Source organism: Gracilibacillus oryzae (assembly GCF_009498735.1).
Lineage (GTDB): Bacteria > Bacillota > Bacilli > Bacillales > Amphibacillaceae > Gracilibacillus > Gracilibacillus oryzae.
Map to the genome: position 1 here is coordinate 124,557 of NZ_ML762426.1, position 26,580 is coordinate 151,136.

At 39.9% G+C, this 26,580-nt stretch carries 25 protein-coding genes, 1 pseudogene and 1 other annotated feature; of the genes and pseudogenes, 21 read left to right on the plus strand and 5 right to left on the minus strand.

What is annotated here, in order from left to right:
* Positions 1-128 precede the first annotated feature (128 nt).
* The 4 genes from rplT to F9U64_RS05920 all read left to right on the plus strand — a co-directional run bounded on the left by rplT (position 129) and on the right by F9U64_RS05920 (position 2,290).
* The gene (gene rplT / locus F9U64_RS05905) at positions 129-485 is read left to right on the plus strand and encodes a 50S ribosomal protein L20 (RefSeq protein WP_153402087.1); all 357 of its coding nucleotides are present in this window, start codon (positions 129-131) and stop codon (positions 483-485) included.
* Positions 486-671: 186 nt separating this feature from the next.
* Entirely contained in the window at positions 672-1,394 is a 723-nt protein-coding gene (locus F9U64_RS05910; protein WP_153402088.1) for a DUF3784 domain-containing protein, read from the plus strand.
* Positions 1,395-1,403: 9 nt separating this feature from the next.
* Complete coding sequence (locus F9U64_RS05915; protein WP_153402089.1) at positions 1,404-1,670, plus strand: DUF1294 domain-containing protein; 267 nt, start codon at positions 1,404-1,406, stop codon at positions 1,668-1,670.
* Positions 1,671-1,717: 47 nt separating this feature from the next.
* Positions 1,718-2,290, plus strand: a complete 573-nt coding sequence (locus tag F9U64_RS05920) for a TVP38/TMEM64 family protein (protein ID WP_228275598.1) — start codon at positions 1,718-1,720, stop codon at positions 2,288-2,290.
* A gap of 4 nt (positions 2,291-2,294) precedes the next feature.
* Here the strand turns inward: F9U64_RS05920 and F9U64_RS05925 are convergent, their stop codons facing one another.
* A complete protein-coding gene (locus F9U64_RS05925; RefSeq protein WP_153402091.1) occupies positions 2,295-2,675 on the minus strand; it encodes a sigma-w pathway protein ysdB in 381 nt (126 codons plus the stop codon).
* A gap of 133 nt (positions 2,676-2,808) precedes the next feature.
* Here F9U64_RS05925 and F9U64_RS05930 point away from each other — a divergent pair, with 133 nt between their 5' ends.
* The 3 genes from F9U64_RS05930 (at position 2,809) to F9U64_RS05940 (ending at position 7,314) form a co-directional block, all read left to right on the plus strand.
* Positions 2,809-3,294 (plus strand): dUTP diphosphatase, encoded by a 486-nt coding sequence (locus F9U64_RS05930; RefSeq protein ID WP_153402092.1) that lies wholly within the window; start codon positions 2,809-2,811, stop codon positions 3,292-3,294.
* A gap of 18 nt (positions 3,295-3,312) precedes the next feature.
* A complete protein-coding gene (locus F9U64_RS05935) occupies positions 3,313-4,389 on the plus strand; it encodes a M42 family metallopeptidase (RefSeq protein ID WP_153402093.1) in 1,077 nt (358 codons plus the stop codon).
* Positions 4,390-4,713: 324 nt separating this feature from the next.
* Positions 4,714-7,314, plus strand: a complete 2,601-nt coding sequence (locus tag F9U64_RS05940; protein ID WP_153402094.1) for a family 43 glycosylhydrolase — start codon at positions 4,714-4,716, stop codon at positions 7,312-7,314.
* Positions 7,315-7,345: 31 nt separating this feature from the next.
* Here the strand turns inward: F9U64_RS05940 and F9U64_RS05945 are convergent, their stop codons facing one another.
* Positions 7,346-7,975 (minus strand): lytic transglycosylase domain-containing protein, encoded by a 630-nt coding sequence (locus tag F9U64_RS05945; protein ID WP_228275599.1) that lies wholly within the window; start codon positions 7,973-7,975, stop codon positions 7,346-7,348.
* Positions 7,976-8,093: 118 nt separating this feature from the next.
* Positions 8,094-8,300, minus strand: a complete 207-nt coding sequence (sspI, locus tag F9U64_RS05950; protein WP_153402095.1) for a small acid-soluble spore protein SspI — start codon at positions 8,298-8,300, stop codon at positions 8,094-8,096.
* A gap of 99 nt (positions 8,301-8,399) precedes the next feature.
* Between sspI and F9U64_RS05955 the strand changes: the two genes are divergently transcribed.
* The 4 genes from F9U64_RS05955 to F9U64_RS05970 all read left to right on the plus strand — a co-directional run bounded on the left by F9U64_RS05955 (position 8,400) and on the right by F9U64_RS05970 (position 13,453).
* Complete coding sequence (locus tag F9U64_RS05955) at positions 8,400-9,146, plus strand: TrmH family RNA methyltransferase (protein WP_153402096.1); 747 nt, start codon at positions 8,400-8,402, stop codon at positions 9,144-9,146.
* Between the two features lie 62 nt (positions 9,147-9,208).
* Positions 9,209-9,446 (plus strand) — a binding site (T-box leader).
* A 44-nt stretch (positions 9,447-9,490) separates the two neighbouring features.
* Positions 9,491-10,525 carry a phenylalanine--tRNA ligase subunit alpha gene (pheS, locus tag F9U64_RS05960; RefSeq protein ID WP_153402097.1) on the plus strand — a complete coding sequence of 345 codons (1,035 nt, stop codon included), beginning with the start codon at positions 9,491-9,493 and terminating at the stop codon, positions 10,523-10,525.
* Between the two features lie 15 nt (positions 10,526-10,540).
* On the plus strand, positions 10,541-12,967 hold the full coding sequence (gene pheT / locus F9U64_RS05965) for a phenylalanine--tRNA ligase subunit beta (RefSeq protein ID WP_153402098.1): 2,427 nt from the start codon (positions 10,541-10,543) through the stop codon (positions 12,965-12,967).
* A 42-nt stretch (positions 12,968-13,009) separates the two neighbouring features.
* Entirely contained in the window at positions 13,010-13,453 is a 444-nt protein-coding gene (locus F9U64_RS05970) for a hypothetical protein (RefSeq protein WP_153402099.1), read from the plus strand.
* Between the two features lie 10 nt (positions 13,454-13,463).
* On the opposite strand, the gene rnhC is transcribed toward F9U64_RS05970, so the two are convergent.
* Entirely contained in the window at positions 13,464-14,402 is a 939-nt protein-coding gene (rnhC, locus tag F9U64_RS05975) for a ribonuclease HIII (RefSeq protein ID WP_153402100.1), read from the minus strand.
* A gap of 171 nt (positions 14,403-14,573) precedes the next feature.
* Here rnhC and zapA point away from each other — a divergent pair, with 171 nt between their 5' ends.
* From zapA to uvrC, 7 genes and pseudogenes are all read left to right on the plus strand, one after another.
* Positions 14,574-14,834, plus strand: coding sequence for a cell division protein ZapA (gene zapA / locus F9U64_RS05980; protein WP_153402101.1), 261 nt, complete (start codon positions 14,574-14,576; stop codon positions 14,832-14,834).
* A gap of 7 nt (positions 14,835-14,841) precedes the next feature.
* Positions 14,842-15,387: a CvpA family protein gene (locus F9U64_RS05985; RefSeq protein ID WP_153402102.1), complete on the plus strand. Its 546-nt coding sequence runs from the start codon at positions 14,842-14,844 to the stop codon at positions 15,385-15,387.
* An 81-nt stretch (positions 15,388-15,468) separates the two neighbouring features.
* Positions 15,469-17,190, plus strand: coding sequence for a DNA polymerase/3'-5' exonuclease PolX (polX, locus tag F9U64_RS05990; RefSeq protein WP_153402270.1), 1,722 nt, complete (start codon positions 15,469-15,471; stop codon positions 17,188-17,190).
* Between the two features lie 49 nt (positions 17,191-17,239).
* Positions 17,240-19,588: an endonuclease MutS2 gene (locus tag F9U64_RS05995; RefSeq protein ID WP_153402103.1), complete on the plus strand. Its 2,349-nt coding sequence runs from the start codon at positions 17,240-17,242 to the stop codon at positions 19,586-19,588.
* Between the two features lie 18 nt (positions 19,589-19,606).
* Positions 19,607-20,014, plus strand: coding sequence for a DUF350 domain-containing protein (locus F9U64_RS06000; RefSeq protein ID WP_153402104.1), 408 nt, complete (start codon positions 19,607-19,609; stop codon positions 20,012-20,014).
* 189 nt (positions 20,015-20,203) lie between these two features.
* On the plus strand, positions 20,204-20,518 hold the full coding sequence (gene trxA / locus F9U64_RS06005) for a thioredoxin (protein ID WP_153402105.1): 315 nt from the start codon (positions 20,204-20,206) through the stop codon (positions 20,516-20,518).
* 245 nt (positions 20,519-20,763) lie between these two features.
* Positions 20,764-22,522 (plus strand): annotated as a pseudogene (uvrC, locus tag F9U64_RS06010) (excinuclease ABC subunit UvrC).
* A 51-nt stretch (positions 22,523-22,573) separates the two neighbouring features.
* Here uvrC and F9U64_RS06015 read toward each other — a convergent pair.
* Positions 22,574-23,002, minus strand: coding sequence for a DUF2507 domain-containing protein (locus tag F9U64_RS06015; protein WP_153402106.1), 429 nt, complete (start codon positions 23,000-23,002; stop codon positions 22,574-22,576).
* A gap of 365 nt (positions 23,003-23,367) precedes the next feature.
* On the opposite strand from F9U64_RS06015, the gene F9U64_RS06020 reads away from it, so the two are divergent.
* The 3 genes from F9U64_RS06020 to sdhB are packed head-to-tail and all read left to right on the plus strand — an operon-like array spanning position 23,368 to position 26,548.
* Complete coding sequence (locus tag F9U64_RS06020; protein WP_153402107.1) at positions 23,368-23,976, plus strand: succinate dehydrogenase cytochrome b558 subunit; 609 nt, start codon at positions 23,368-23,370, stop codon at positions 23,974-23,976.
* 40 nt (positions 23,977-24,016) lie between these two features.
* Positions 24,017-25,768, plus strand: a complete 1,752-nt coding sequence (gene sdhA / locus F9U64_RS06025; RefSeq protein ID WP_153402108.1) for a succinate dehydrogenase flavoprotein subunit — start codon at positions 24,017-24,019, stop codon at positions 25,766-25,768.
* Positions 25,769-25,786: 18 nt separating this feature from the next.
* Positions 25,787-26,548, plus strand: coding sequence for a succinate dehydrogenase iron-sulfur subunit (sdhB, locus tag F9U64_RS06030; protein WP_153402109.1), 762 nt, complete (start codon positions 25,787-25,789; stop codon positions 26,546-26,548).
* Positions 26,549-26,580: the final 32 nt, after the last annotated feature.

Here is a 26,580-nt window from a genome sequence, read left to right on the forward strand (position 1 = left end):
ACGTATGACTTAGACCGAAGGAAAAAGCCATAGTTTTTAATCACATTGAGCGAAAGCCGCCGCTCTGAGCGGGATAAACGTAAAAACTACAATCTTAGAATCGTCGATATATATAGGAGGGAATTATTATGCCACGTGTTAAAGGTGGAACAGTTACGCGTAAACGTCGTAAACGTATATTAAAGCTAGCTAAAGGTTATTATGGAGCGAAACACTCGCTATTTAAAACAGCAAAACAACAAGTTATGAAGTCAGGTCAGTATGCTTACCGTGACCGTCGTCAGAAAAAACGTGATTTCCGTAAATTATGGATCGCACGTATCAATGCGGCAGCTCGTTTAAACGATCTTTCATACAGCCGTTTCATGCATGGTTTAAAATTAGCTGGTATCGAAGTAAACCGTAAAATGCTAGCTGACTTAGCAATAAATGATGACAAAGCATTTGCGAGCTTAGCAGAGCAAGCAAAAGCAGCATTAAAATAAATACCAATTTAGACAGTTGAAAGGATTGTTTCATCACTATAGATGGAACAATCCTTTTCTTATGAGGTAAGATAGTATAAGATTTTGGCTATATGATGTTCGCTGACAGAAACGTCCACGTCCGGATACAGCGCCCAGAGACTAGGCGACTTCCCGAAATAAAATAGAAGAAAAGTTGGTGAGATAATGGATACAGGCATGATAGGTATATCGATCCTAATGGGATGGGTGTTAACTATTTACGGTGGTTTAACATTCCTTATTGTTAAAAAGAAAAATTATGATCTTATTAGCGGATTTGCCAATAGACCGGAAGAAGAAAAACAATATCTGATAGAAAATGGTTACACCCAGTCTCTGGGAAGAGTATTAGTTATCAGTTTTTTTCTGCTGTTCATTTCCATTATTCTTATGTTCATCCCCATTTCATTTGGTCTGGAATCAGGATTGGCCATTTTCATCCTCTTTCTTTTTGGTGGATTGCTCTGGATTCAGAAATACGAAGTGCCAGCCAAACGAAAGAAAGGTTATTGGACTGCAGGCATCGTTTTTACAGTGATTATCCTTCTTTGCATTGGATTGACCATAATAGGATTAAGAGAAAACGAAATAACAGTAGAAGACCAATCTTTCACTATTTCAGGTCTTTATGGAGATGAATGGCCAGTTGATGAAATTAATAGTGTAACGAAATTAGACAGCTTACCAGATATTGAGTACAAAACAAATGGATTTGCCATTGGTCCTGTCTATAAAGGTAAATTTAAAGTGGAAGGATTAGGAATTGGGTTATTATTCCTAACTGGGAAGTCTTCTGCTTATGTTCTAATCGAAACAGAAGATAGTTTTATCTTGTTTAATCGCAATAACGAACAAGAATTAGAAAAGATATATCAAACACTAAGATAGGAGAGGGTCATGCTGCTAATTATATATTTTATTGTAATCAATGTAATTGCATTCATGGTAATGGGAATTGATAAGAGAAAAGCGAGGAAGCATAAATGGCGTATACCAGAAAGCAGGATATGGCTTATTGCAATTATTGGCGGTGCAATCGGGGCAACATTTGGTATGAATTTTTTTCGACATAAAACGAAACATAGAAGTTTCCGGTTCTTCTTGCCTGTATTAGCTGTTATAGATACAGGTCTTCTGATTTGGTTGAAATTCTTCGTGTCATAACAGCATTACCCTTGTCATAAGCTATAAGCAGGGGGAGTGATCTGATTATGCATCTAGATTGGCTGACAGACATCAAGGTTATTGAAGAATACTTCTATCTTGCTCCATTTGCTTTTATTTTGCTTCATTTGCTGCGTCCGGTTTTCTTCCTGCCAGTACTATTGTTATGTGTTACGGGCGGGATACTGTTCGGTACAATTGCAGGTACGATTTATTCTGTAATTGGGCTTGTCTTATCAAGTGCTGTTTTTTATTTTATTATGCGTAAGTTTCCAGTCCTCTATCGAAGATGTCAAAGAATCGAGCAGAAGTTTTTTGGGAAATCAACAAAATTAACGATATGGCAAATCAGCCTTTTAAGAATGTTACCATTTATGCACTTTCATCTTTTATCATTCTGTATATTTGAAATGACGGATAGCTTTTTTGCATATTTAAGGACAACAGTCGTTACTGTTATCCCATTAGCTGTAATCTACACGGCCTTTGGCCAGACATTGCAAAGTCTCTCCATCATTTATATGGCTCCATTATGTGCCATCATTCTCATTCTTACATATATTTGCCGCCGCCGTCAGACGATCATTAAATGGCAGACATTTTTTTCGCCTACTTCTTAGGAAATTAAAGATGTAGGCGATTAATCGGATGCTTCCAATCAATTTCAGCATGAGGATAGCGGATAAGAATTTCTTTTTCTAAAAAATAGAGATCCTGTCGCTCAAATCCTTTTAACCGTTCCGGATTATGTGTGTGCATCACAATATGTGTTACCTCAAAAGCTTCTTCTGTTGTCCCTAAATATTTCTCCCCTTCGAAAAGGAACCCATTATAGGTAATAAAGAAATTCTTCTTGATGTTATCATTGTAATCAAGAAAAAAGAATTCTTTCTTTTCTTGTGCCACTTCCAATTTTCGTTTAGGATTAATTAAATATTTATATGCTGTATAAATTAATACTATGATTGCAATAAGAACAAGCAATCGAAATAACAGGACAATCATCTCCGGTCCACTCCTTTTTTGTATGTAGGGCGTGTCTTTTAATCTCTTTATACGAATGAGCAAGGGCAAAGGTTTCAAAAAAAATAAAAAAACATGCTATAATAATAATAGACCAGCAGAAAAGAGGTGCGAAATGGACTGGCAAAAATTATTCCAGATGCAGCAGGACTTAGATCATTATATCTTACAACAGCATGATTTGAAAAATGAAGAGGTCTTTGAAAAGAAAGTTTTAGCCCTTCTTGTCGAGATTGGAGAACTTGCCAATGAAACGAGATGTTTCAAATATTGGAGTCTGAAGTCAGCAAGTCCCAAGAAGGTTATTGCGGAAGAATACGTTGACGGCATACACTTTATTTTATCCATTGGTCTTGTGTTAGGCATAGAAGATTACCAAGATCATATTTCCAGGGCAGAAGCTGACACGACAACAATGTTCCTCCATGTTTATGAAGCTGTTACTGTGCTGAAGAATGAACGGACAAAAGCTTCATTTGATAAACTATTCTATACATATTTACAATTAGGTGATAATTTAGGCTTTACTACAGAAGATATAAAGAACGCATATATTGAAAAAAATAAAATCAATTTTGATAGACAAAATTCAGGATATTAAGCTTAGGAGGATGATAAAATGGATGAAATGTTAACAATGCTGAAAGAACTTACTGATGCAAGAGGGATTCCAGGGAATGAAAAGGAAGCACGCGAAGTAATGTCCAAATGGATCACACCATATGCAGATCGTGTTTATACAGATAATTTAGGAAGTCTGATCGCAGAGAAAGTGGGACAAGAAAACGGACCGAAGATTATGATTGCTGGTCACTTGGATGAAGTAGGATTTATGGTAACAAGAATTGATGATAAAGGCTTTGTCTATTTCCAGACAGTTGGCGGCTGGTGGAGCCAGGTAATGCTGGCACAGCGTGTAACCATTATGACGAGAAAAGGTGATGTGACAGGGATTATCGGATCAAAGCCACCACACATCTTATCACCGGAAGCACGCAAAAAGCCTGTTGATATAAAGGATATGTTTATTGATATCGGTGCAACAAGTAAAGAAGAAGCAGAAGAATTTGGTGTGCTTCCAGGTGATTCAATTGTCCCGTATTTTGAATTTACCCAAATGAAAAATGAAAAACTGTTGCTTGCAAAAGCGTGGGATAACCGGATTGGCTGTGCCATCGCGATCGAAGTATTAAAACGATTAAAAGGAGAAAGTCATCCAAATATCGTTTATGGAGTGGCAACAGTCCAGGAAGAAGTAGGCCTTCGCGGTGCCAAAACAGCAACAAATACAATCCAGCCAGATATCGGATTTGCAGTGGATGTTGGAATTGCTGGTGATACACCTGGAATCTCTGCTAAAGAAGCTGATAGCAAAATCGGGGACGGCCCGCAAATTATTCTGTATGATGCTTCCATGGTTTCCCATAAAGGGTTGCGTGACTTTGTTGTGAAAACAGCTGACACTCACAATATCCCTTATCAGTACGCAACGATGGCTGGCGGTGGTACAGACTCTGGCTCGATCCATGTTACGGCAAACGGAGTTCCAGCACTGTCGATAACAGTTGCGACAAGATACATCCATACACATGCTGCTATTTTACATCGTGATGATTTTGAGAATGCAGTTCGATTAATTGTCGAAGTTATTAAAGATCTAGATAAAGATAAAGTAACGAATATTACATTTGATTAATAATAAAAGAAAGCTTGTAATAGCAAAAGCTGTTGCAAGCTTTTTTTATTGGTTAGAAGAGAATAGTATAGAAGAACTATAAGATAGAAAAACAAATAAAAATAGTGATAGAGTAACTTGTCATTCCAGCTAATCTGTTGTAAAGTATAGTTAACTTATGCGTATATCAAATTGATGAATACTTTACTTAGTTTACAAAATAGTTAATTAAGTGATAGAGATATTAATTTACTAATTTGAATTCTAAATGCTTTTATTTCTTTCACAGGGAAATGAAAACGTTTAATAATTATACGTATAAGAAATATACTTAGGAGGTAAAACATGAAAAAATTATTTGTGTTGTTCATACTTGTTATCGTACTAACTGGGTGCACAAATGTAAGCGCAACCGATCTGCCTGAGGAGGAAAAACCGCAGTTTACGAATGTTTCTGTTCATGATCCATCCGTTATAAAAGCAGAAGATTCCTACTATATTTTTGGTTCACATCTTGCTGCAGCAAAAACAGAGGATTTACTACAATGGGAGCAGATAGAAGGAGATGGAGCAACACCTGCAAATTCGCTATTTGAAGATGTTACAAAAGAATTGGAAGAAGCATTAACCTGGGCACAGACAGATACATTATGGGCACCAGATGTCATCCAATTGAAGGAAGACGGGAAATATTACATGTATTATAATGCTTGCCATGGAAGTTCACCACGCTCTGCAATGGGGATAGCGGTCAGCGATCATCCAGAAGGCCCTTATGAAGATTTAGGGCTCATTTTACGATCAGGGATGACTTTAGAAGAGTCAGCGACTGTTGATGGAACTCCATATGACGAAGCACATTATCCAGAGGTCTATGATGCAACAGTCCATCCTAATGTTGTAGATCCTAGCGTATTTTACGGACAGGACGGCAAGTTATGGATGGTTTATGGTTCCTATTCAGGTGGTATTTTTATTTTAGAATTAGATCCTGAGACAGGTTTTCCGATTGAAGGGCAAGGATATGGGAAAAAACTGTTAGGTGGAAACCATAGTCGAATCGAAGCACCGTATATTGTTTACAATGAAGAGACTGAATATTACTATTTATACTTATCATATGGCGGTTTAGCAGCTGATGGCGGATACAACGTGAGGGTTGCTCGCTCTGAGAATCCTGATGGACCGTATGTCGATATTCAAGGTAACGAGATGATTAATACAAAAGGGGCAGAAGGGACATTTTTTGATGATGAATCAATTGCGCCTACAGGTACCAAACTAATTGGCAATCACCAATTTGACACGAATTTTGGTGAACAAGGGACTCCAACAGGATATGTCTCACCAGGTCATAATTCCGTTTATTATGATCAAGAAACAGGAGAGCAGTTCCTTATTTTTCACACACGCTTTCCAAATCGTGGAGAAGAGCATGAGGTACGTGTGCACCCTGTTTATATGAATGGTAATGGCTGGCCTGTTGCTGCACCATACCGATATACTGGACAGGAAGATACACAAGTAACTGAGGCTGATATTGTCGGCAGTTATAAATTTGTAGCATTCCGTTCGGAAATCTCAGCAGAATTAGCTCATTCCGTTCCGATCACTTTACAAGAAGATGGTACAATAACAGGAAATGCAGAAGGAACATGGCAGCTGACAGAAGATAATTTAATCACATTGCAGATTGATGAGACAGTATATGAAGGTGTTGCATTAAAACAATGGGATCCAACTACACAATCAAAAACCACTACTTTTACAGCAGTTGGAGAAAATGGTCTATCTGTATGGGGAAGTCAGTCTCCTGAATTGGATTATACCGATCAAGAAGTTGCAGATATTGTCAGTGGAAATTTAACACTTGGTGATACGTCAAATGTGGCTGGTAACTTAACATTACCAACAGAAGGTGCACAAGAGACAGTCATACAATGGGAATCTTCTAATCCGTCTATTGTAACAGAGGAAGGGATTGTTAACCGTCCTGCATATGGAGAAGAAGCAGTAACAGTCACATTAACAGGAACTGTTACAAAGGGAACCGCGTCTAGTACAAAAACGTTTGACCTTACGGTGATACCTCAATCATTACAAGGTCTGGCGGCACATTACCAATTTGAACAAGACTTAACAGATTCAGAAAATCGTGTGTCGGCAGGTGTGGAAACAGGACCTTTACTTAATGATGTAACAAACGGAAATATCTCATATGAACAAGGAAAATCAGGTTATGCAGCTAAGTTCGACGGACAGTCAGGAATCCGGTTAGCAGATGGGTTAATAGCAAGTGATCGTTATACTGTATCATTCTGGATGAAACCAGAAGCTTTAACGGATTTTACGACAACATTTTTCGGGGCAGAGACCACTGAAAAATGGGTAAGCTTTGTTCCAGGTGGTCTAAATAATAATGACCAAGCTCTTCTGTGGGCTGGGACGAACTGGTTTGAAGGCAGTTCGGAAACAACACTTCCGTTAAATGAATGGAGTCATGTTGCCTTCTCAAATAATCAGGGAGAATTATTGATTTATATCAATGGTGAGCAAAAAGCGAACATCTCCAATTTTCCGGATCAATTCAATCGACCGGATAGTGTTTTCAGTCTTGGGGTAAATTACTGGGATCAGCCATACAAGGGATTGATTGATGAGGTAATAGTTTATAATAATATGACGTTATCCAATGAAGAAATTCAGTCATACTATGAAACAATGCAATTACCTGTTGATAAGTCCAGCTTATTAGCTGTAGTCCAGGAAGCGAAGGAAAAAGTGAAAGATGATCGATATGCCTATGGTTTAAGAAAGAAATTGGCTCGTAATCTTGAATCGATTGAACCGGTGATGGATGAAATGTCTCAAGCAGAAGTGGATGAAGCAACAGAAACGTTGCAGAAAGCCATTGATAAATTAAAACTAAAAGGTAAATATAAATAACAAAAAAAGCGACAGATTCCGTCTGTCGCTTTTATGCTAGATAGCTACCCAATACTTTTTTTACATAGTTTTGAGTTTCCTGAAATGGCGGGATACCATTATATTTGTCCACATTTCCGGGACCTGCGTTATATGCGGCCAAGGCTAAAGTTTTATTGCCATTATACTTGTCCAGCATTTGAGCTAAATACTTAGTACCGCCAAAAACATTTTCCTTTGGATCAAACGAATTGGTTACACCCAGGCCAGCTGCTGTTCCTGGCATTAACTGCATTAAACCTTGTGCACCTGCATGGCTGACAGCTTGCTGATTGTAGCCTGATTCAGTTTGAATAACGGCATCAATTAATTTCTCATCAACATTAAAACGTTGGGCCGCTTCTTTGATAATTTCTGTTATGCTGGCATCTTTCGCTACTGCTGTATCTGCTGGTAGGGTGTATGTTATATTATTGGCTGAATGTGGTATGGTTGACTGTAAAAAGTAAGAAGCAGGAATTGCCTGATTGGAAGAATAGTTTCCTGCCCCTGATTCTGCCATATTCATCATTAACTGTTGGAAAATAGAGCCGAATCCAGCACTTGTGCTTGATGGCTGTGTATTGGAAAAGTTAGACATTGCCTGCATTTGCATCACATGTTGAATGTATTGTATATTCAAAATTGCGTTCCTCCTATTTCCGATATAGGAAATATTGTCTGAAAATAGTGATTTTAAGACTATTTTCTATACTATTAAATATACAATGATCCATCCAAACATGCAATGCCTTTATGACTTATTGTACCGCTTTTTCTAATGCATCCAGGACTTCATGCTTATCTTCTTCTGTGGCATTTTGCCAGTACAATTCAAATAACACGCCAAGGCCTGGCAGCATTTTTTCTTCACCGCTCTGGATCGCATCAACAATTGTTGCTTCCAGATCGTTTGCTGAATTTCCATGAATATTTGATTTAATTGCTTTTCTTAAGTTTAAGTTCATTTTTTTCACCTCATAATGACATGATTTTTTCATTATAGTTTGACCTTGAGAAGCAAATATATGTATGATAAAACTAATTAACAAACGAGGATGAAGCAAATGATTACATCAGTGAAAAATGAAAAAGTAAAAGAATGGCGAAAGTTAAAACAGAAAAAGGAACGCGATCAAAAAGGTCAGTTTTTAATTGAGGGATTTCATTTAATTGAAGAAGCGCATAATAGTGAATGGGAAATTGTAGAGGTCATTTATGAGGAAGACAAAGTGGATATTGGTGAATTAGCGCAATATGAACATTTCGGAGTGTCTGATAATGTGATGACAGCCATAACAGATACAAAAACACCGCAAGGAATTGTTGCAGTTGTCGAAAAAAAAATGATGACAAGTCATGTTGAAAAGAGAGCCTTATTAATTGACCGGGTTCAGGATCCCGGGAATGTCGGAACGATGATTCGAACAGCAGATGCTGCCGGATTTGACACGGTAATGTTAGGGAGAGGCACTGTCGATTTATATAATGAAAAAGTCATCCGTTCCACGCAAGGATCTTTGTTTCATTTGAATATCGTGGAAGTTGATTTAGCAGAAGAAATGGAGCATTTAAAAGCAGAAGGTATAACCGTCTGGTCGACTGGATTAGAGCAGGCGACTGGCTATCATGAATTAGCAGTACCAGAAAAAGTGGCCATTATTGTCGGTAATGAAGGCTCAGGAGTTGCGAAAGAGTTGATGGCAAAAGCAGATCAGAATGTACTGATTCCGATCTATGGCCAGGCAGAATCACTGAATGTCAGCATTGCTGCAGCGATTTTGATGTATCATGTTGGAGGAAAAAGAGCATAATTTACATAATAGGACTTGCAACCTTTCGTTCGATTCATTATACTATATGAAGTAAAACTTGATATAAGGCTGAGAAAGAGCTAGTAAATAGGCGAATCATCGTTTTAAGGGAAGAAACACCACCTGACTGAAAGTGTTTCTAACGATCACCTGTTGAATTTCACTCTGGAGCTGACACTTGGACCTTCGCTTAAGAAGTAAAGGTGTTCCGGAATTTTCCGTTATCAAAAACCGAGTGGATACAGCAGAAGCTGTGTCAACAAGGGTGGTACCGCGATACATACAAGTCTCGTCCCTTTTTTAGGGGTGGGGCTTTTTTTATTATTCAAAAGGAGGTCTCATTGATGAAAGAACAATTACAAGCATTAGAACAAGAAGCACTGGCAAAAGTAGAAGCTGCTTCGACACTTCAGGAACTGCAAGATGTTAGAGTTGCTTATTTAGGAAAAAAAGGCCCGATCACAGAGGTTTTACGAGGAATGGGTAAATTATCGGCAGAGGAACGTCCGGTAATTGGTGAACTTGCCAATACGGTGAGAGGAAATATTGCCAATGCGATTGATGAGAAGAAAGCAGGAATTGAAGCAGAGCAATTGGAGAAACAGTTAGCAGAAGAACAGATTGATGTCACATTACCTGGCCGTCCTGTTGCGGTAGGTGGACCACACTTATTAACAAGTATTGTGGAAGAAATTGAGGATTTATTTATTGGGTTAGGCTTTGAAATAAAAGAAGGTCCTGAGGTAGAGACAGATTATTACAATTTTGAAGCATTGAACTTGCCAAAAGGTCACCCGGCACGAGATATGCAGGATTCTTTTTACATTACAGAAGAGCTTTTATTGCGTACACACACTTCACCTGTTCAGGCACGTACGATGAATGCACTTGAAGACAAACGTCCTGTGAAAATGATTTGCCCAGGAAAAGTGTACCGTCGTGATACGGATGATGCGACACACTCACACCAGTTTACCCAAATTGAAGGACTTTATGTTGATAAAAATGTGCGCATGAGTGATTTGAAAGGTGTGCTTGACCGTTTTGCAAAGCAGATGTTTGGTGAAGATCGCGAAATCCGCCTGCGCCCAAGCTTTTTCCCATTTACAGAGCCGTCTGTTGAGATGGATATTTCCTGTAAAGTATGTAATGGCAAAGGCTGCAGTGTTTGTAAAGGAACTGGCTGGATTGAAATTCTTGGAGCAGGAATGGTACACCCACGAGTATTAGAGATGGCTGGTTATGATCCGAAAGAATACAGCGGTTTTGCGTTCGGAATGGGTCCAGAACGAATTGCGATGTTGAAATATGGTGTGGATGATATTCGCCATTTCTATACAAATGATTTGCGTTTCTTAAAGCAATATCATCAAGCATAAGGAGGAGTTGAAAGAATGTTTGTTTCATTAAATTGGTTAAAAAATTATGTCGATATCGATCAGTTAACACCAGAAGATCTGGCAGAACGGATTACAAAATCAGGGATCGAAGTGGAAGGGATCGAACGCTTTGCGCAAGCCAGCACCAATGTAGTTGTCGGATATGTGGAAAGCTGTGAAAAACACCCAGATGCTGATAAATTAAATTTATGCCAGGTGAATGTTGGGGAAGAAACATTGCAGATTGTCTGTGGTGCACCGAACATTGCCGAAGGGCAAAAAGTGGCTGTAGCAAAGCCGGGTGCTGTGCTGCCAGGAAATTTTAAAATAAAAAAAGCAAAATTACGCGGAGTAGAATCCAATGGTATGATTTGTTCATTGCAGGAGCTCGGTGTGGAGGAAAAGTATGTTCCAAAAGAATATGCAACTGGAATTTTTGTTTTTCCTGAAGATACGGAAGTTGGGGCAGACGCAACAGATGTATTAAACTTGGATTACATTATCATTGAGCTTGGTTTAACACCAAACCGTTCCGATGCATTAAGTATGTTAGGTGTGGCTTATGAAGTTGCAGCAATCTTGGATGTGCCAATCCGCCTGCCGCAAACATCATTAAGACACTCAGATGAAGTGGCAGAAGATCATGTTTCCGTAAGAGTGGAAGCTCCGGAAGTAAATCCATATTATGGTGCCTTAGTTGTACGGGATGTGAAAGTCGGCCCAGCGCCATTATGGATGCGTAATTACTTGATGGCTGCAGGAATTCGTCCAATTAATAATGTTGTAGATATTACCAATTATGTTTTATTAGAATATGGCCAGCCATTACATGCATTTGATTATGATAAATTCGGTAGCAATGAAGTGGTTGTCCGTAAAGCAAGTGAAGGCGAAAAAATTGTGACATTGGATGATGTTGAAAGAACATTATCTGCTGAGCATTTAGTGATTACAAACGGCAAAGAGCCTGTGGCACTTGCGGGTGTGATGGGTGGAGCAGATTCTGAAGTTTCTGATACAACGACAAATGTATTGTTAGAAGCGGCATACTTTGACGGACAAACGGTTAGAAAAGCATCGAAAGCATTTGACCTTCGCAGTGAAGCATCAAATCGTTTTGAAAAAGGGGTAGACCCGAATCGTGTACGTGAAGCAGGAGTCCGTGCTTGCCAATTGTTAAGCGAATATGCTGGAGCAACTGTTTTGTCAGGTGTTGTAGAATTTGACCAGATGGATTATTCTGAGAAAAAAGTAACGATCTGGACAGATAAAATTAATGATCGTCTGGGAACATCGATTTCCAGTGACGAGATTGCTGATATCTTACGCAAATTGCATTTCAATTTTGAACAAGATGGCGAAACATTTGTTGTATCAGCACCAACACGCCGTCAGGATATCGTTATTTTTGAAGATATGGTCGAGGAAGTTGCGCGCATTTACGGTTATGATAATTTGCCATTTACCCTGCCACAGGGAGGAACACAGGCAGGCGGCTTGACGAAAGCACAAGAATTAAAACGCCATGTCAAGCGTTTCTTGGAGGGTGCAGGATTGTCTGAGACTGTTACCTACTCTTTAACAAGTAAAGAACGTGCGGAACAGTTTGTCAGCCCAGAGGTAAAAGAGGCGACAGTATCAACTGTATCACTTGCAATGCCGATGAGTGAAGAGCACAGCACATTGCGTGTGAGTATTTTACCAGAAATGCTTACATCAGCAGCATATAACTTAGCCCGTAAACAGGCTGATGTAGCTTATTATGAGCTTGGAAGCATTTTTATTACCGATGAAGAAAAAGTAACCAGACAGCCTGAAGAAAAATTACGCCTTGCTGGAGCATTAACTGGACAGTGGCTGACACATCCCTGGCAGCAAGAGAAAAAGCCAGTTGATTTCTTTGTCGCAAAAGGTATTCTTGAAGCATTGTTTGCATCACTCAAAGTGGATGTTACTTATAAACAAGCGAAAATTGACAACATGCACCCAGGCCGTACAGCGCAAATCTTTGTCGGCGACCGTAAGATTGGTTTTGTCGGCCAGGTTCACCCGGCAACACAGAAAGCATATGGCTTGAAAGAGACGTATGTCTTTGATGTCGACTTTGATTATTTATTGGAGATCCATCATAATGAACCAAGCTTTGCCGTGATTCCGCGTTTCCCAAGTGTATCGCGTGATATTGCCTTAGTTGTTGATGAAACAGTGCCAGCAGGAGCTGTTCAGGCAGTAATTGCTGAAGCAGGTGGCGACCTAGTCAAAGACATTCAAGTATTTGATGTCTATCAAGGCGAGCATTTGGAAGCAGGCAAAAAATCGATCGCCTTCAGCTTGTTCTATCAAGATCCAGAACGAACGCTGACAGATGAAGAAGTAGAAGCATCCTATCAGGCGATTTTAGCAGAAGTAGCGAAGCATTTTGGTGCGGAGTTAAGAGGATAAAAGGGAAGGAGCTGTATCCGGGAGGATGCAGTTCTTTTTTTTATGGAAAGGCAATGGAATTGTAGCAAGAAGAGAACGGGAAGTCGCAAGAAGAGAACGGGAAGTCGCAAGAAAAGAGCAGGAGTCAAGAAAAGAGCGGGAAGTCGCAAGAAGGGAGCGGGAAGTCGCAAGAAGAGAGCGGGAAGTCGCAAGAAGAGAACGGAAGTCGCAAGAAGAGAACGGAAGTCGCAAGAAGAGAACGGGAAGTCGCAAGAAGAAAGCGGGAAGTCGCAAGAAAAGAGCAGGAGTCGCAAGAAGAAAGCGGGAAGTCGCAAGAAGAGAACGGGAAGTCGCAAGAAGAGAACAGGAAGTCGCAAGAAGGGAGCGGGAGTCGCAAGAAGAAAGCGGGAAGTCGCAAGAAAAGAGCGGGAAGTCGCAAGAAGAAAGCGGGAAGTCGCAAGAAGAGAGCAAGAAGCGGAAAAAAGAGATAGAAAAAGAGCCCAATAATGAGCTCTTCCTATTTCACATATTTCATCGCTTTATCGGTATTGGCAAAATGCATTTTCGCAGCTTCATTCAAGGCATCTATGCCATTTTTTTTGATCAAATAGCCTGCTGTCTCGTCAACCCTCGATGAAGCACCCTTTGGAATGGTGACACCAAATCGCTTAGATAATGCGTCCATCTCTTTCACAAATTTTGCTCGTGCAATAATGGAGGCTGCTGCTACTGATGTAGAATAACTTTCTGCTTTTGTCATAAAAAAGGTGTTCTGGCGCAATTTCGCACCTTCTGTACCAATATATTTCATATAAACAGACGGCTGGCAAAATTGATCAATTAAGACAGGCTGCTCTTCACCAATTTTTGCAACAAGTTTCTCGATTGCATGATGGTGCATCATTGCCTTCATCTTGCCTTGATTCCAGCCTTTTTTCTGTAACCTGTTATATTTGGCATTATCCATCGTCAGCAATGTATAAGGAATCTTAGCCTGTACCAGTTCTTTCGCTAACACTCCAATCCGGTCATCTGTCAATGCTTTCGAATCAGTGATCCCTAATTCTTTCAAAATATCAATTTTCTCTTCCGATACATACACAGCACTGACTGTAATCGGTCCAAAATAATCGCCAGTTCCTGCTTCATCTGTCCCGATATGTCCACTTGTAAAAATACCGCTCGGCGGGGCGAATTGATGCTCATTAACAGTTGGCTTCTTTTTATTCGATGCAGTGGCAGTTCCGCCCCCGCCCAGTTTCGCCCATTTATTTGCTTCACCTTGAGCATTTTGTCCTTGAAACATTACCTTGCCTGATGCATATGCTGTTATCGTTGTTCCATTAACTTTCGCTAAAAACAAAGCATTTTGCGGTTTGCTGACAATTGCGTCAAGATAATGCTCTTTTACAGAGGCCAAATCGCCCTTTTTTAATTGAAGTACTACATTTGACAAAAATATCGCTCCTTCTATTCAACTACCATATAGTATATCAAAGTTGATCTTATCAGAATAGTTTTCTAATTGGCCTGTTCATGTTAATATTAATTTTAAGGTTTTACTAGGTTATACCACTTAATAGTAGTATAATCAGATAAGTGAATAGAAATTGTAGGGGGTATCAAGGTGACCCAACCGAAAAAATCACGTACTACCGTTAATATATATGGAAGATCTTATAAAGTTGTAGGAGAAGAAACGGAAGATCATGTTAAATTAATTGCAAACATGGTTGATGAGAAAATGCATGAAATTCATCAGGTTAATAAATCGCTGGACACAACCAGCTTAGCCGTATTAACAGCGGTTAATAAAATGAATGATTACATAAAATTAAAAGAAGATTTCGAAGTACTGCAAAATCTTCTGGAGGAGAAAGAGGAATAAAATTGTCATGGTAACTTTAGTTATTTTGTTTTTTCTTGTAATTGGTTTTTTTGTTGGATTACGAAGGGGATTAATTCTGCAAGTGCTCCATTTAACAAGCTTTATTATCGCATTTATCGTTGCAGCACTCTATTATGATAAGATTGCACCACATCTGGAAATGTGGATTCCATATCCTCAGCTTTCTGATGACACTCCCTGGGCTATCTTCTTAGATACACTGCCACTCGAAGCAGCATATTATAATGCAATCGCATTCGGTGCCTTATTTTTTGTCACAAAAATTATATTGCAGATTATTGCAACAATGTTGGATTTTGTAGCAAACCTGCCACTGTTAGGTATTGTAAACAGCATACTTGGTGCTGTGTTTGGCTTTATTGAAAACTACTTAATTATTTTCGTTATTCTATACATTATTGCACTTGCACCAGTTCCGCAGATTCAGGAATGGCTGGATCATTCTTCATTAGCTACATTTATTGTTGATCAGACACCAGTATTGTCCGAAAAGCTGAAAGAAATTTGGTTTACGAATGACCCGACTGTGTAAGACGAATACTTAAAGAAGATACCCTTGCCACCGAGAAATCTGCAAGGGTATTTGCACGCGAAAGGGGATTTATCATTTATCATGCCGGTTAATAAGAAAGATGTAATAAAATTATTAGAAAAAATCGCAACATACTTAGAATTAAAAGGTGAAAATCCATTTAAGATATCTGCTTATCGAAAAGCGGCACAAGCATTGGAAAGGGATGAGCGATCACTGAATGCGATTACTGATTTCACTAGTCTGCAAGGTGTGGGAAAAGGTACAGCAGCTGTAATTGCAGATTATATTGAAAACGGGACATCTGAGACACTCACCCAATTAGAGCAGGAAGTCCCGGCAGGGCTGATCCCGCTCTTGCATGTTCAGGGATTAGGCGGGAAAAAATTAGCGAAATTGTATCAGGAACTTAATATTACAGATGAAGCAACATTGCGCAAAGCATGTGAAAACGGCCAGCTTCAGGATTTGAAAGGATTTGGCAAGAAAACAGAAGAAAAAATCCTTGATGCCCTCAATAAAGGAAGTGAACGGCCGGAACGATTGCCAGTTGCCTCAGTTTTACCAATTGTCGATAAAGTGGACAATTATTTAGCAACAATTGATGAGATTATTCGATTCTCTATTGCTGGCAGTATGCGCAGATTCCGCGAAACAGTAAAAGATTTAGATTTTATTATTTCAACAGACAAGCCTGAAGCTGTACAGCAGAAATTGCTTAAAATGGATGGGATTGTGGAAACCATTGCTGCAGGAGAGACTAAAGTTTCGATAGTGGTTGAACACCATCATGATATAAGCATCGATTTTCGCATTGTAACAGATGAAGAGTTTCCAACAACCCTGCACCATTTTACCGGCTCCAAAGACCATAATGTGCTGATGCGCCAATTAGCCAAATCACAAGGTAAGAAAATCAGTGAATATGGAGTTGAAGATGCCGAAACAGGGGATGTGGAGACATTTGCATCAGAGGAGCAATTTTTCCAAAGCTTCGGACTTTCCTATATCCCGCCAGAACTGCGCCAGGGAAAAGATGAACTGGAGCTTGCGAAACAAGAAATTGAGGTTTTGCAGGATGATGATATTAAAGGCGATCTGCACATGCACACAACATGGAGTGATGGCGCACAGTCTGTAGAAGAAATGGTCGAACGCGCAATTGAAAAAGGGTATGATTATATTGCGATTACGGATCACTCGAAATATTTACGGGTAGCCAATGGTTTAAATGAAGAAAGATTACGCAAACAGGCGGCAGAAATTGAGCAAGCAAGAGCAAAATATCCTGACATCCATATTTTCCGCGGGGTCGAAATGGATATTTTGCCAGACGGGTCACTAGATTTCGATGATGATTTTCTGCAGGAGCTTGATTTCGTAATCGGCTCGATTCACTCAAGCTTCAGCCAAAGCGAGAAACTGATCCACCAGCGCCTGCTGACAGCATTGGAGAGTCCATATGTGAACATGATTGCCCACCCGACTGGCAGACTTTTGGGAAAACGTGACGGGTATCGCGTTGATGTGAAATGGCTGATTGAGCAAGCGGAACGGACCAATACGGTACTCGAGTTAAACGCGAATCCAAACAGGTTGGATCTTGCCGCAGAATGGGTGGCACTTGCCCAGGAAAAAGGCGTCAAAATCGCGATTAACACAGATGCCCACAGTTTTGATATGCTTGAACATATGCCAATCGGCTGTGGAACAGCACGCCGGGGCGGGTTAACAACAGAGACAGTGATTAACAGCTGGCCAAAGAATAAATTGATTGAGTTTTTACAAACGAAGAGAAGTTAAAGGGAAAGTTTTCCTAACAAATATAGAGAAAAATAGGAGGAGTGCGACTATGAATGCGCGGATTTTTAACGTATTAGAGTTTAGCAAAATAAAAGAGCAATTAATCGCACAAGCAGCATCATCACTTGGTGTAGAGAAAGCACGATCACTTGCTCCTTCTACTGATTTAGCAGAAGTTAACAGATGGCAGGACGAAACAGATGAAGCATATCATGTGATTCGTTTAAAAGGCAATGTCCCGCTTGGCGGTATTTCTGATATAAAGCCACATGTTAAGCGGGCAGCAATTGGCGGTGTGTTAAGCACACAGGAATGTCTGGATATTGCCAGCACGATTTATGGCGGAAAACAGTTAAAAATCTTTATCGATAAGCTGGATGATCTGGAGCTGCCGATTATTCGGGAAATTACAGAAGAAATAGTGCCACTAAACGAGTTGGAACGGGAAATAAAAAGCTGTATTGATGATCATGGCCATATGATGGATGGTGCCTCAGATAAATTGCGCAGCTTACGTTCCCAGATCAGAACAAATGAAAATAAAGTGCGTGACAGGTTGGAAAATGTAACCAGAACGAAAGCGAAGATGTTGTCAGACGCGATTGTTACGATCCGAAATAACCGTTATGTGTTACCAGTAAAGCAAGAATATCGCTCTGCTATTGGCGGGATTGTCCATGACCAGTCCGCTTCTGGCCAGACACTTTTTATGGAGCCACAGTCTGTTGTGGAATTGAATAATCAGTTGTCTGCAGCAAAAGTGGAGGAAAAACGTGAAATTGAACGTATTTTAAAAGAACTGTCTGTCCGTGTCGCAGCAGATGAAACATTATTAATCCAGAATGCTGAAGCACTTGCTGCCCTTGATTTTATTTTTGCACGGGCGAAGTTGAGTCATGTAATGAAAGCAAGCCGGCCAAAAATGAATGACAATGGTGTGATCAAAATGAAACAAGCGCGTCATCCACTGATCGATTCAGATGAAGTTGTGGCAAATGATGTGGAGCTTGGCGAAGATTATACCGCGATTGTGATCACAGGACCAAACACTGGGGGTAAGACAGTTACCTTAAAAATGGTCGGGCTTTGTACATTGATGGCACAGTCAGGCTTGCAAGTTCCTGCACTTGATGGCTGTGAGCTTGCGGTATTTTCCAATGTATTCGCAGATATTGGGGATGAGCAGTCGATTGAGCAGAGTCTTAGTACGTTTTCTTCCCATATGACGAATATTGTGGATATCCTAAATACATTCGACTACAAGTCATTAATATTATTTGATGAGTTGGGTGCAGGGACAGATCCACAGGAAGGTGCCGCACTTGCGATGTCGATACTGGATTATGTGATCCAAAGAGGGGCACGTGTTATTGCAACAACCCACTATCCTGAACTGAAAGCATATGGCTATAATCGTGAGAATGTGACGAATGCTTCTGTTGAGTTTAATGTCGAAACATTAAAACCGACGTATCGCCTGTTGATTGGTGTGCCAGGCCGAAGTAATGCGTTCGAGATCTCGAAACGGCTCGGACTGGATGATGCGGTGATCGAAGAAGCGAAAACCCATATTGGTGCAGATTCGAAAAGTGTGGAAAATATGATTGCCTCACTGGAAACTTCTCGCCGAAAAGCAGAATCTGATTATGAACAAGCAGAGCAAACGTTACAAGACGCTGAGGATCTGAAGCGCGAAGTGGAAAAACAATGGCAGCAATTTGAACAACAGCGTGAAGCTTTATATAAAAAAGCGGAAGAAAAAGCAGAAAAAGCGGTAGCAAAGGCGCGGGAAGAAGCAGAAATTATTGTATCAGAACTGCGTAATATGCAAACAGAGCAGGAATGGAAAGAGCATGAATGGATTGAAGCGAAAAAACTTCTGCAGGATGCACAGCCTGAATTATCGAAAAAAGAGAAAAAACAGCAAGCAAGTTTTAATGAAGAGAAGGCGAAAGAATTAAAACCTGGTGATGAGGTGCGTTTATTAACACTTGATCAAAAAGGAACAGTGATCGAACAATCAGGCAAAAACGAATTCCAGGTTCAAATTGGGATTATGAAAATGAAAGCCAAGCGCAAAGATTTACTGTTTATCCGCAGAGAAGAGCCAACTGTCGAAAGGCCGCTGGCAACAGTAAGAGGATCGAATTATCATGTAAAACCAGAGCTTGACCTTCGCGGAGAGCGTTTTGAAGAAGCATTACAGCAATTAGAAAAATATATGGATGATGCTTTATTGGCAGGATATAATCATGTTTCCATTATTCATGGAAAAGGAACGGGAGCTTTACGGAAAGGTGTCCGTGATTATGCCCGCAAACACTCAAGAATTACTCACGCTCGTGACGGGGAAATGTCAGAAGGTGGATCTGGTGTCACTGTACTTGAATTGAAATAAAAAACAGGGGGAAAAGCAATGGCAGAATTCTGGTCGAACACATTTGTTGAGACAGCAGCAAGATACAGTGTCGCAGTCCTGTGTTTAGTTGTCTTCCTTGTCATCTTTGAATTAGTGACATCATATAAAAATTGGGATGAGATCAAAAAAGGTAATATGAGTGTAGCAATGGCTACAGGCGGGAAAATATTTGGGATTGCGAACATTTTCCGTTATTCGATTGAACATAATGATACGGTTATTGAAAGTATCACATGGGGCGGATTTGGTTTTATATTATTATTACTTGGGTATTTTATTTTTGAATTTCTTACACCGACATATAAAATTGATCAGGAAATTGCCAATGATAACAGGGCGGTTGGCTTCATATCCATGGTGATCTCTGTCGGTTTATCGTTTGTAATTGGTTCGAGTATTGGTTAAGAGGAGTGGCATACGTTGAAGACATTGGCAATTGTGCTCATTGCAGTGGCGATTATTTTTCTTATCGTTGGTATATATTATGTCATGTCAGTATAAAACTGAATATGGGCAATAAGCAAAGTATTAGCAAGTTTTTCATCACTAATGATATACTTGACTAGAAATTTGGAATACAAAGGAGGAATTACAATGGCAATTGTAAAAGCGACAGATACAACTTTTAATACAGAAACTGGCGAAGGCTTAGTTTTAGCTGACTTTTGGGCAACATGGTGTGGACCTTGTAAAATGATCGCACCAGTGTTGGAAGAAATAGATGCAGATATGAGTGACACTGTAAAAATCGTTAAATTAGACGTAGATGAAAACCAGGAAACTGCAGGAAAATTCGGTGTGATGAGTATTCCTACATTATTACTTTTCAAAGATGGTGAAGTAGTGGACCAAGTAGTCGGCTACCAGCCAAAAGAAGCACTTGTTGAATTAATCAACAAACATGCTTAATAAAAAATTCAGGATCCCTTATTATAGTGGTATACTATAATAAGGGATTGTTTTTTGTTAAAATATAATGACTGGCAATACTGGCAATAGCATCAAAACTAAGTGCAATAACAGGAGTTATGCATGTATGAAACCATCATAGCGTCAAAACTAGATGACAAACCGATTGAAATGCATTTATAGAAGAATACAGTATCAGTAAAGAGGAAGAGAAGTGAAATATCTATGAACGGTGGTGAGCCCAATTGAATGAGCATATTCAAGAAAAGCTTGCGGTCTTGCCGATGCAGCCTGGCTGTTACTTGATGAAAGACAGGCATGGAACAGTCATTTATGTCGGTAAATCCAAAAAGCTGCGCAACAGGGTCAGGTCCTACTTTATCGGGGCAAATGACCAGAAAACACAGCGGCTCGTTCGCGAAATTCGAGATTTTGAGTATATTGTGACAAGTTCAGAAATTGAAGCACTTATCCTTGAAATGAATTTAATTAAAAAATATGATCCAAAATATAATGTTTTATTGAAAGATGATAAATCTTATCCTTTCCTGAAGATTACGAATGAGCGGCATCCACGCCTTCTGATCACAAGAAAAGTGAAAAAGGACAAAGGCAAATATTTCGGACCATATCCGAACGTGATCGCAGCACGGGAAACAAAAAAATTATTAGACAGACTCTATCCGCTCAGAAAGTGTAATAATCCGAAAGGGCGGCATTGCCTGTTCAGAGAACCCGCCATCAAAAGAAGAATATAGCAAAATCGTACAAGAACTGGCCAGTTTTCTAAACGGTGGTCATCGCAAAATTAAAGAACAGTTGACGGAGAAAATGTTAAAGGCGTCAGAGGATTTGAATTTTGAGCGGGCTAAAGAATTGCGTGATCAGATCCAGCACATTGATGCAGTGATGGAAAAACAAAAGATGGCAACGGCTGATCAGACTGATCGTGATATTTTCGGATACAGCTATGATAAAGGCTGGATGTGTGTGCAGGTTTTCTTTATCAGACAAGGAAAGCTGATTGAGCGGGACGTATCACTGTTTCCGTTTTTTGATAGTGCGGAAGAAGCTTTCTTAACATTTATCGGAAGTTTCTATCTTCATCATCATCATCCAAAGCCAAAGCAAATTCTCGTACCAGCTCCGACAGATGTGGAGATTGTAAAAGAGCTGCTGGAAGTGGATGTCCATATTCCGATGCGTGGACAGAAGAAGGAACTTATCGATTTAGCAAAGAAAAATGCAGATATTGCATTGCAAGAGAAATTCTCCTTAATTGAGCGAAATGAAGAGCGGACAATTAAAGCAATTGAAAGCTTAGGCGAAAAACTCAATATCGAAACACCGTACAGAATTGAAGCATTTGACAACTCGAACATCCAGGGAACAGATCCTGTTTCAGCAATGGTGGTATTTATTGACGGGAAACCTGACAAAAAAGAATATCGCAAATATAAGATCAAAGAAGTGGAAGGTCCGGATGATTATGATACAATGCGTGAGGTCATTCGCAGACGTTATTCCAGGGTGTTAAAGGAAGGTGCTCCATTGCCGGATTTGATTGTGGTTGATGGTGCGAAAGGCCAGATGTCAGCAGCAATTGATGTCCTGGAAAATGAATTAGGGTTAGATATTCCCCTGTGCGGTTTGGCGAAAGATGATAAACACCGGACGAGTGAATTGCTTTATGGGGATCCAGTTGAGGTGGTGCAGCTTGACAGGCGCTCACAGGAATTCTATTTTATACAACGGATTCAGGATGAAGTACACCGTTTCGCGATAACATTTCATCGTCAGTTACGGGGAAAAAGTGCATTCCGTTCACAGTTAGATGATATTCCGGGGGTTGGAGAGCAACGGAAAAAACTTTTACTTACACACTATAAATCTCTGAATGAGATTAAAAATGCAAGTGTAACAGATTTAATAAAACTGGGAATACCCGAACCAGTTGCTGAAAATATTCAGGAACAGCTAAAAAAAGATGATCTTTCCGAATAGAAAAGATCATCTTTTTAATCATGAAAGCCATGAAAAATAAGTGCAATAGATTTAATCACTGTAAATAACATGAAATTCTACGCCGTCCTTTTTTACTTCGGCAATACATTCACATTCCTTATTTAATAACTGTTCCATGACATATGCCAGAAAACCAGCTTCTAAGCGAAACTCGATATCTTCGATTGTTTCGATTCTGGCATCAACAACTTCTCCGCTTAATTGAAAAATCAAACCACGGCGTTTTTCTTTCATTAATTGTAACTCACCCCAGCCGACATGGCGGAAGAATTCGATCACTTCTTCTTGTGATACCCAATCACTTTTCTCAGCCAGATTTTTCCCCATTACATATAAAATTAAATGTGATTCTTTTCCAAGCATATCTGGTAATCCAATATAACGTATTAAATCGTAGCCGCTTCCGGTAATATGTAGGTTTGCGATGATTGTTGCGATATTCGTCTCTTTACCTGTCAAAATTGGTCCCCTCTCTAACCTGCTGTACATATAGTTTTATTATCTACTTTTTTGTCAAATGGTGCAATAAGTAATATGAAGTATTTCTTATTTCAAGTAATACAGAATACTAGTTTCATTCCCTTAATATCGACAATTAATCATGAGAAAAAGTATTCGTTTTCTTGACGCTTTCTTGCGATAGAAGTACAATAGTTGTGTTGACAATATACGAATTTCTTTGGATGGGATGTCTCGCCCGTAAAGGATGAAACGAAAAGAGAAATCTGGCAGGTCGGGATGTAAAGCGCTTTAAAATAAGCGAAGCAAAAGATCCGTATGTTGGTATGTTAACAACTTATCTATTTTAGAGGGGGGTACAAGAGATGGAGAATAGGGATTTTTTTTATCGTAGGTTACACTCATTATTAGGGGTAGTGCCGATTGGTATCTTTTTAGTCCAGCACTTGATTGTCAATCATTTTGCGGTGTATGGGCCGGAGAGCTTTAACAAGGCAGCACATTTTATGGAATCCTTACCATTCCGCTACGCATTGGAACTTTTTGTTATTTTCCTGCCGATTTTATTCCATGCGGTGCTAGGGGTGTATATTGTTTTTGTTGCAAAGAATAATGTGAGACGTTATGGTTTCTTCCGTAACTGGATGTTCTACTTGCAGCGAATTACAGGGATTATTACATTAATTTTTATCGTTTGGCACGTATGGCAAACACGTGTACAAATCGGACTTGGAAACGTGGAGTTGGATTACAGCTTAATGGAAGATATTCTGGCTAGTCCAGTAATGTTCTGGTTCTATGTACTTGGTGTTGTTTCGACAACATTCCACTTCGCTAACGGCTTGTGGAGCTTTTTAGTAAGCTGGGGAATTGTCGTATCACCACGTTCACAGAAGATCGCAACATATGCAACTTTACTTGTTTTCCTTGCAGTAACATATATAGGTATTCGCGCATTGTTCGCATTTGTTTAATAGATTAAGAGAATGGTAGAAATAGAAGGAGTGAGTAAGAATGAGTGATCGCAATATCGTTATTGTCGGTGGTGGTCTTGCGGGACTAATGGCCACAATCAAAGCAGCAGAAGCAGGCGTACATGTGGATTTATTATCAATTGTTCCTGTAAAAAGGTCTCACTCTGTTTGTGCTCAAGGTGGAATTAATGGTGCGGTAGATACAAAGGGGGAAGGAGATTCTCCGGCAATCCACTTTGATGACACAGTTTACGGCGGTGACTTTTTAGCCAATCAGCCTCCAGTTAAAGCGATGTGTGACGCAGCGCCTGGTATTATCCATATGTTTGATCGCATGGGTGTTATGTTTAACCGGACTAATGAAGGTTTACTAGATTTCCGTCGTTTCGGTGGAACACAACATCACCGTACAGCATTTGCTGGTGCAACAACAGGACAGCAGTTATTGTATGCATTAGATGAACAGGTTCGTCGATACGAAGTGCTGGGATTAGTTACCAAATATGAAGGCTGGGAATTTATTTCCGCCATCATAGATGAAGAAGGAATTGGCCGTGGCGTCATTGGCCAGAACATCAAAACACATGAATTTAAAGTGTTTAAAGGTGATGCCACGATTTTTGCTTCTGGTGGTCCTGGAATTATCTTTGGTAAATCTACTAACTCTGTTATTAATACAGGTTCTGCAGCAGCAGCCCTTTATTTACAAGGTGCCATTTATGCCAATGGAGAATTTATTCAAATTCACCCGACAGCCATCCCTGGTGATGACAAGCTTCGTTTAATGAGTGAGTCTGCCCGCGGGGAAGGTGGCCGAATCTGGACATATAAAGATGGCGAGCCATGGTATTTCTTAGAGGAAAAATATCCTGCCTACGGAAACCTTGTACCTCGTGATATCGCTACACGTGAGATTTTCGATGTGTGTGTGAACCAGAAGCTAGGTATCAATGGCGAGAACATGGTGTACCTGGATTTATCCCATAAAGATCCGAAAGAGTTGGATATTAAACTTGGTGGAATTATCGAAATCTATGAAAAATTCGTTGGGGAAGACCCTCGTAAAGTACCAATGAAAATATTCCCTGCTGTTCACTATTCGATGGGTGGACTGTGGGTAGATTATGACCAAATGACAAATATTCCTGGTATTTTCGCTGCTGGTGAATGTGATTATTCACAGCACGGGGCAAACCGTCTTGGAGCTAACTCACTGTTATCCTCTATTTTCGGCGGTATGGTTGCAGGTCCGAATGCGATTAAATACGTTGAGGGATTAGAAAAAACAATCGACGATGTACCATCAACTCTATTTGATTCTCTATTAAAAGAAGAAGAATCAAAGTTTGAGCAGCTTCTCAACATGCGTGGTGAGGAAAATGCATATCAAATTCATAAAGAACTTGGTGAATGGATGACAGATAATGTAACAGTTGTTCGTGATAATGCGAAACTGTTGAAAACAGACGAGAAAATCCAGGAATTACTTGAACGCTGGGAAAATATTAATATGGATGATACGTCCCGATGGAACAATCAAGGGGTTATGTTTACCCGTCAATTAAAGAACATGCTTCATCTTGCACGTGTAATTACCCAAGGTGCTTATAACCGTAATGAGAGCCGCGGAGCCCATTATAAACCAGAATTCCCTGAACGTAATGACCAGGAATGGTTAAAAACAACAATGGCAGCATTCGATCAAGCAACAAGTGCACCGAAGTTCACTTATGAAGATGTAGATGTATCACTAATTGAACCAAGAAAACGTGACTATAGTAAGAAAAAATAATCAAGGGGGTAGCAAAAGATGGCTGAAGATAAAATAACGCTGATTATAACAAGACAAGACAGCCCTGACTCTCCTTCTTATCAGGAGACATATAAGATCAACTATCGTAAAAATATGAATATCATTTCAGCGCTGATGGAGACCCAGAGCAATCCTTATAATGCTGATGGGGAAAGACGCCCTCCAGTTAATTGGGAGTCTAACTGTCTGGAAGAAGTGTGTGGTGCGTGTTCGATGGTTATTAACGGTGAACCGAGACAAGCATGTTCCACACTTGTCGATAAATTGGAACAGCCAATTCATATTGCACCAATGTCCACATTTCCAGTTGTCCGTGACTTAGTCGTTGACCGCAGTCGCATGTTCGATTCCTTGAAAAAAGTAAAGGCATGGATTCCGATTGACGGAACGTACGATTTAGGTCCTGGACCAAGAATGCCAGAGAAAAAGCGTCAATGGGCATATGAATTATCCAAATGTATGACATGTGGTGTCTGCCTGGAAGCATGTCCAAATGTGAACAGCAAATCTGATTTTATCGGTCCTGCACCACTATCTCAAGTGCGTTTATTTAATGCCCATCCAACTGGTGAAATGCATAAGTCAGAACGATTGAATGCATTAATGGAAGACGGCGGAATTCAAGGCTGTGGAAACTCACAGAACTGTGTGCAAGTTTGTCCAAAAGGTATCCCGCTAACTACTTCAATCGCGGCACTTAACCGTGATACGAATATTCAATCATTTAAGAACTTCTTTGGAAGTGACAATAACTATTAAGCGAAAAACCTTCTTTCCGATTTGGAGAGAAG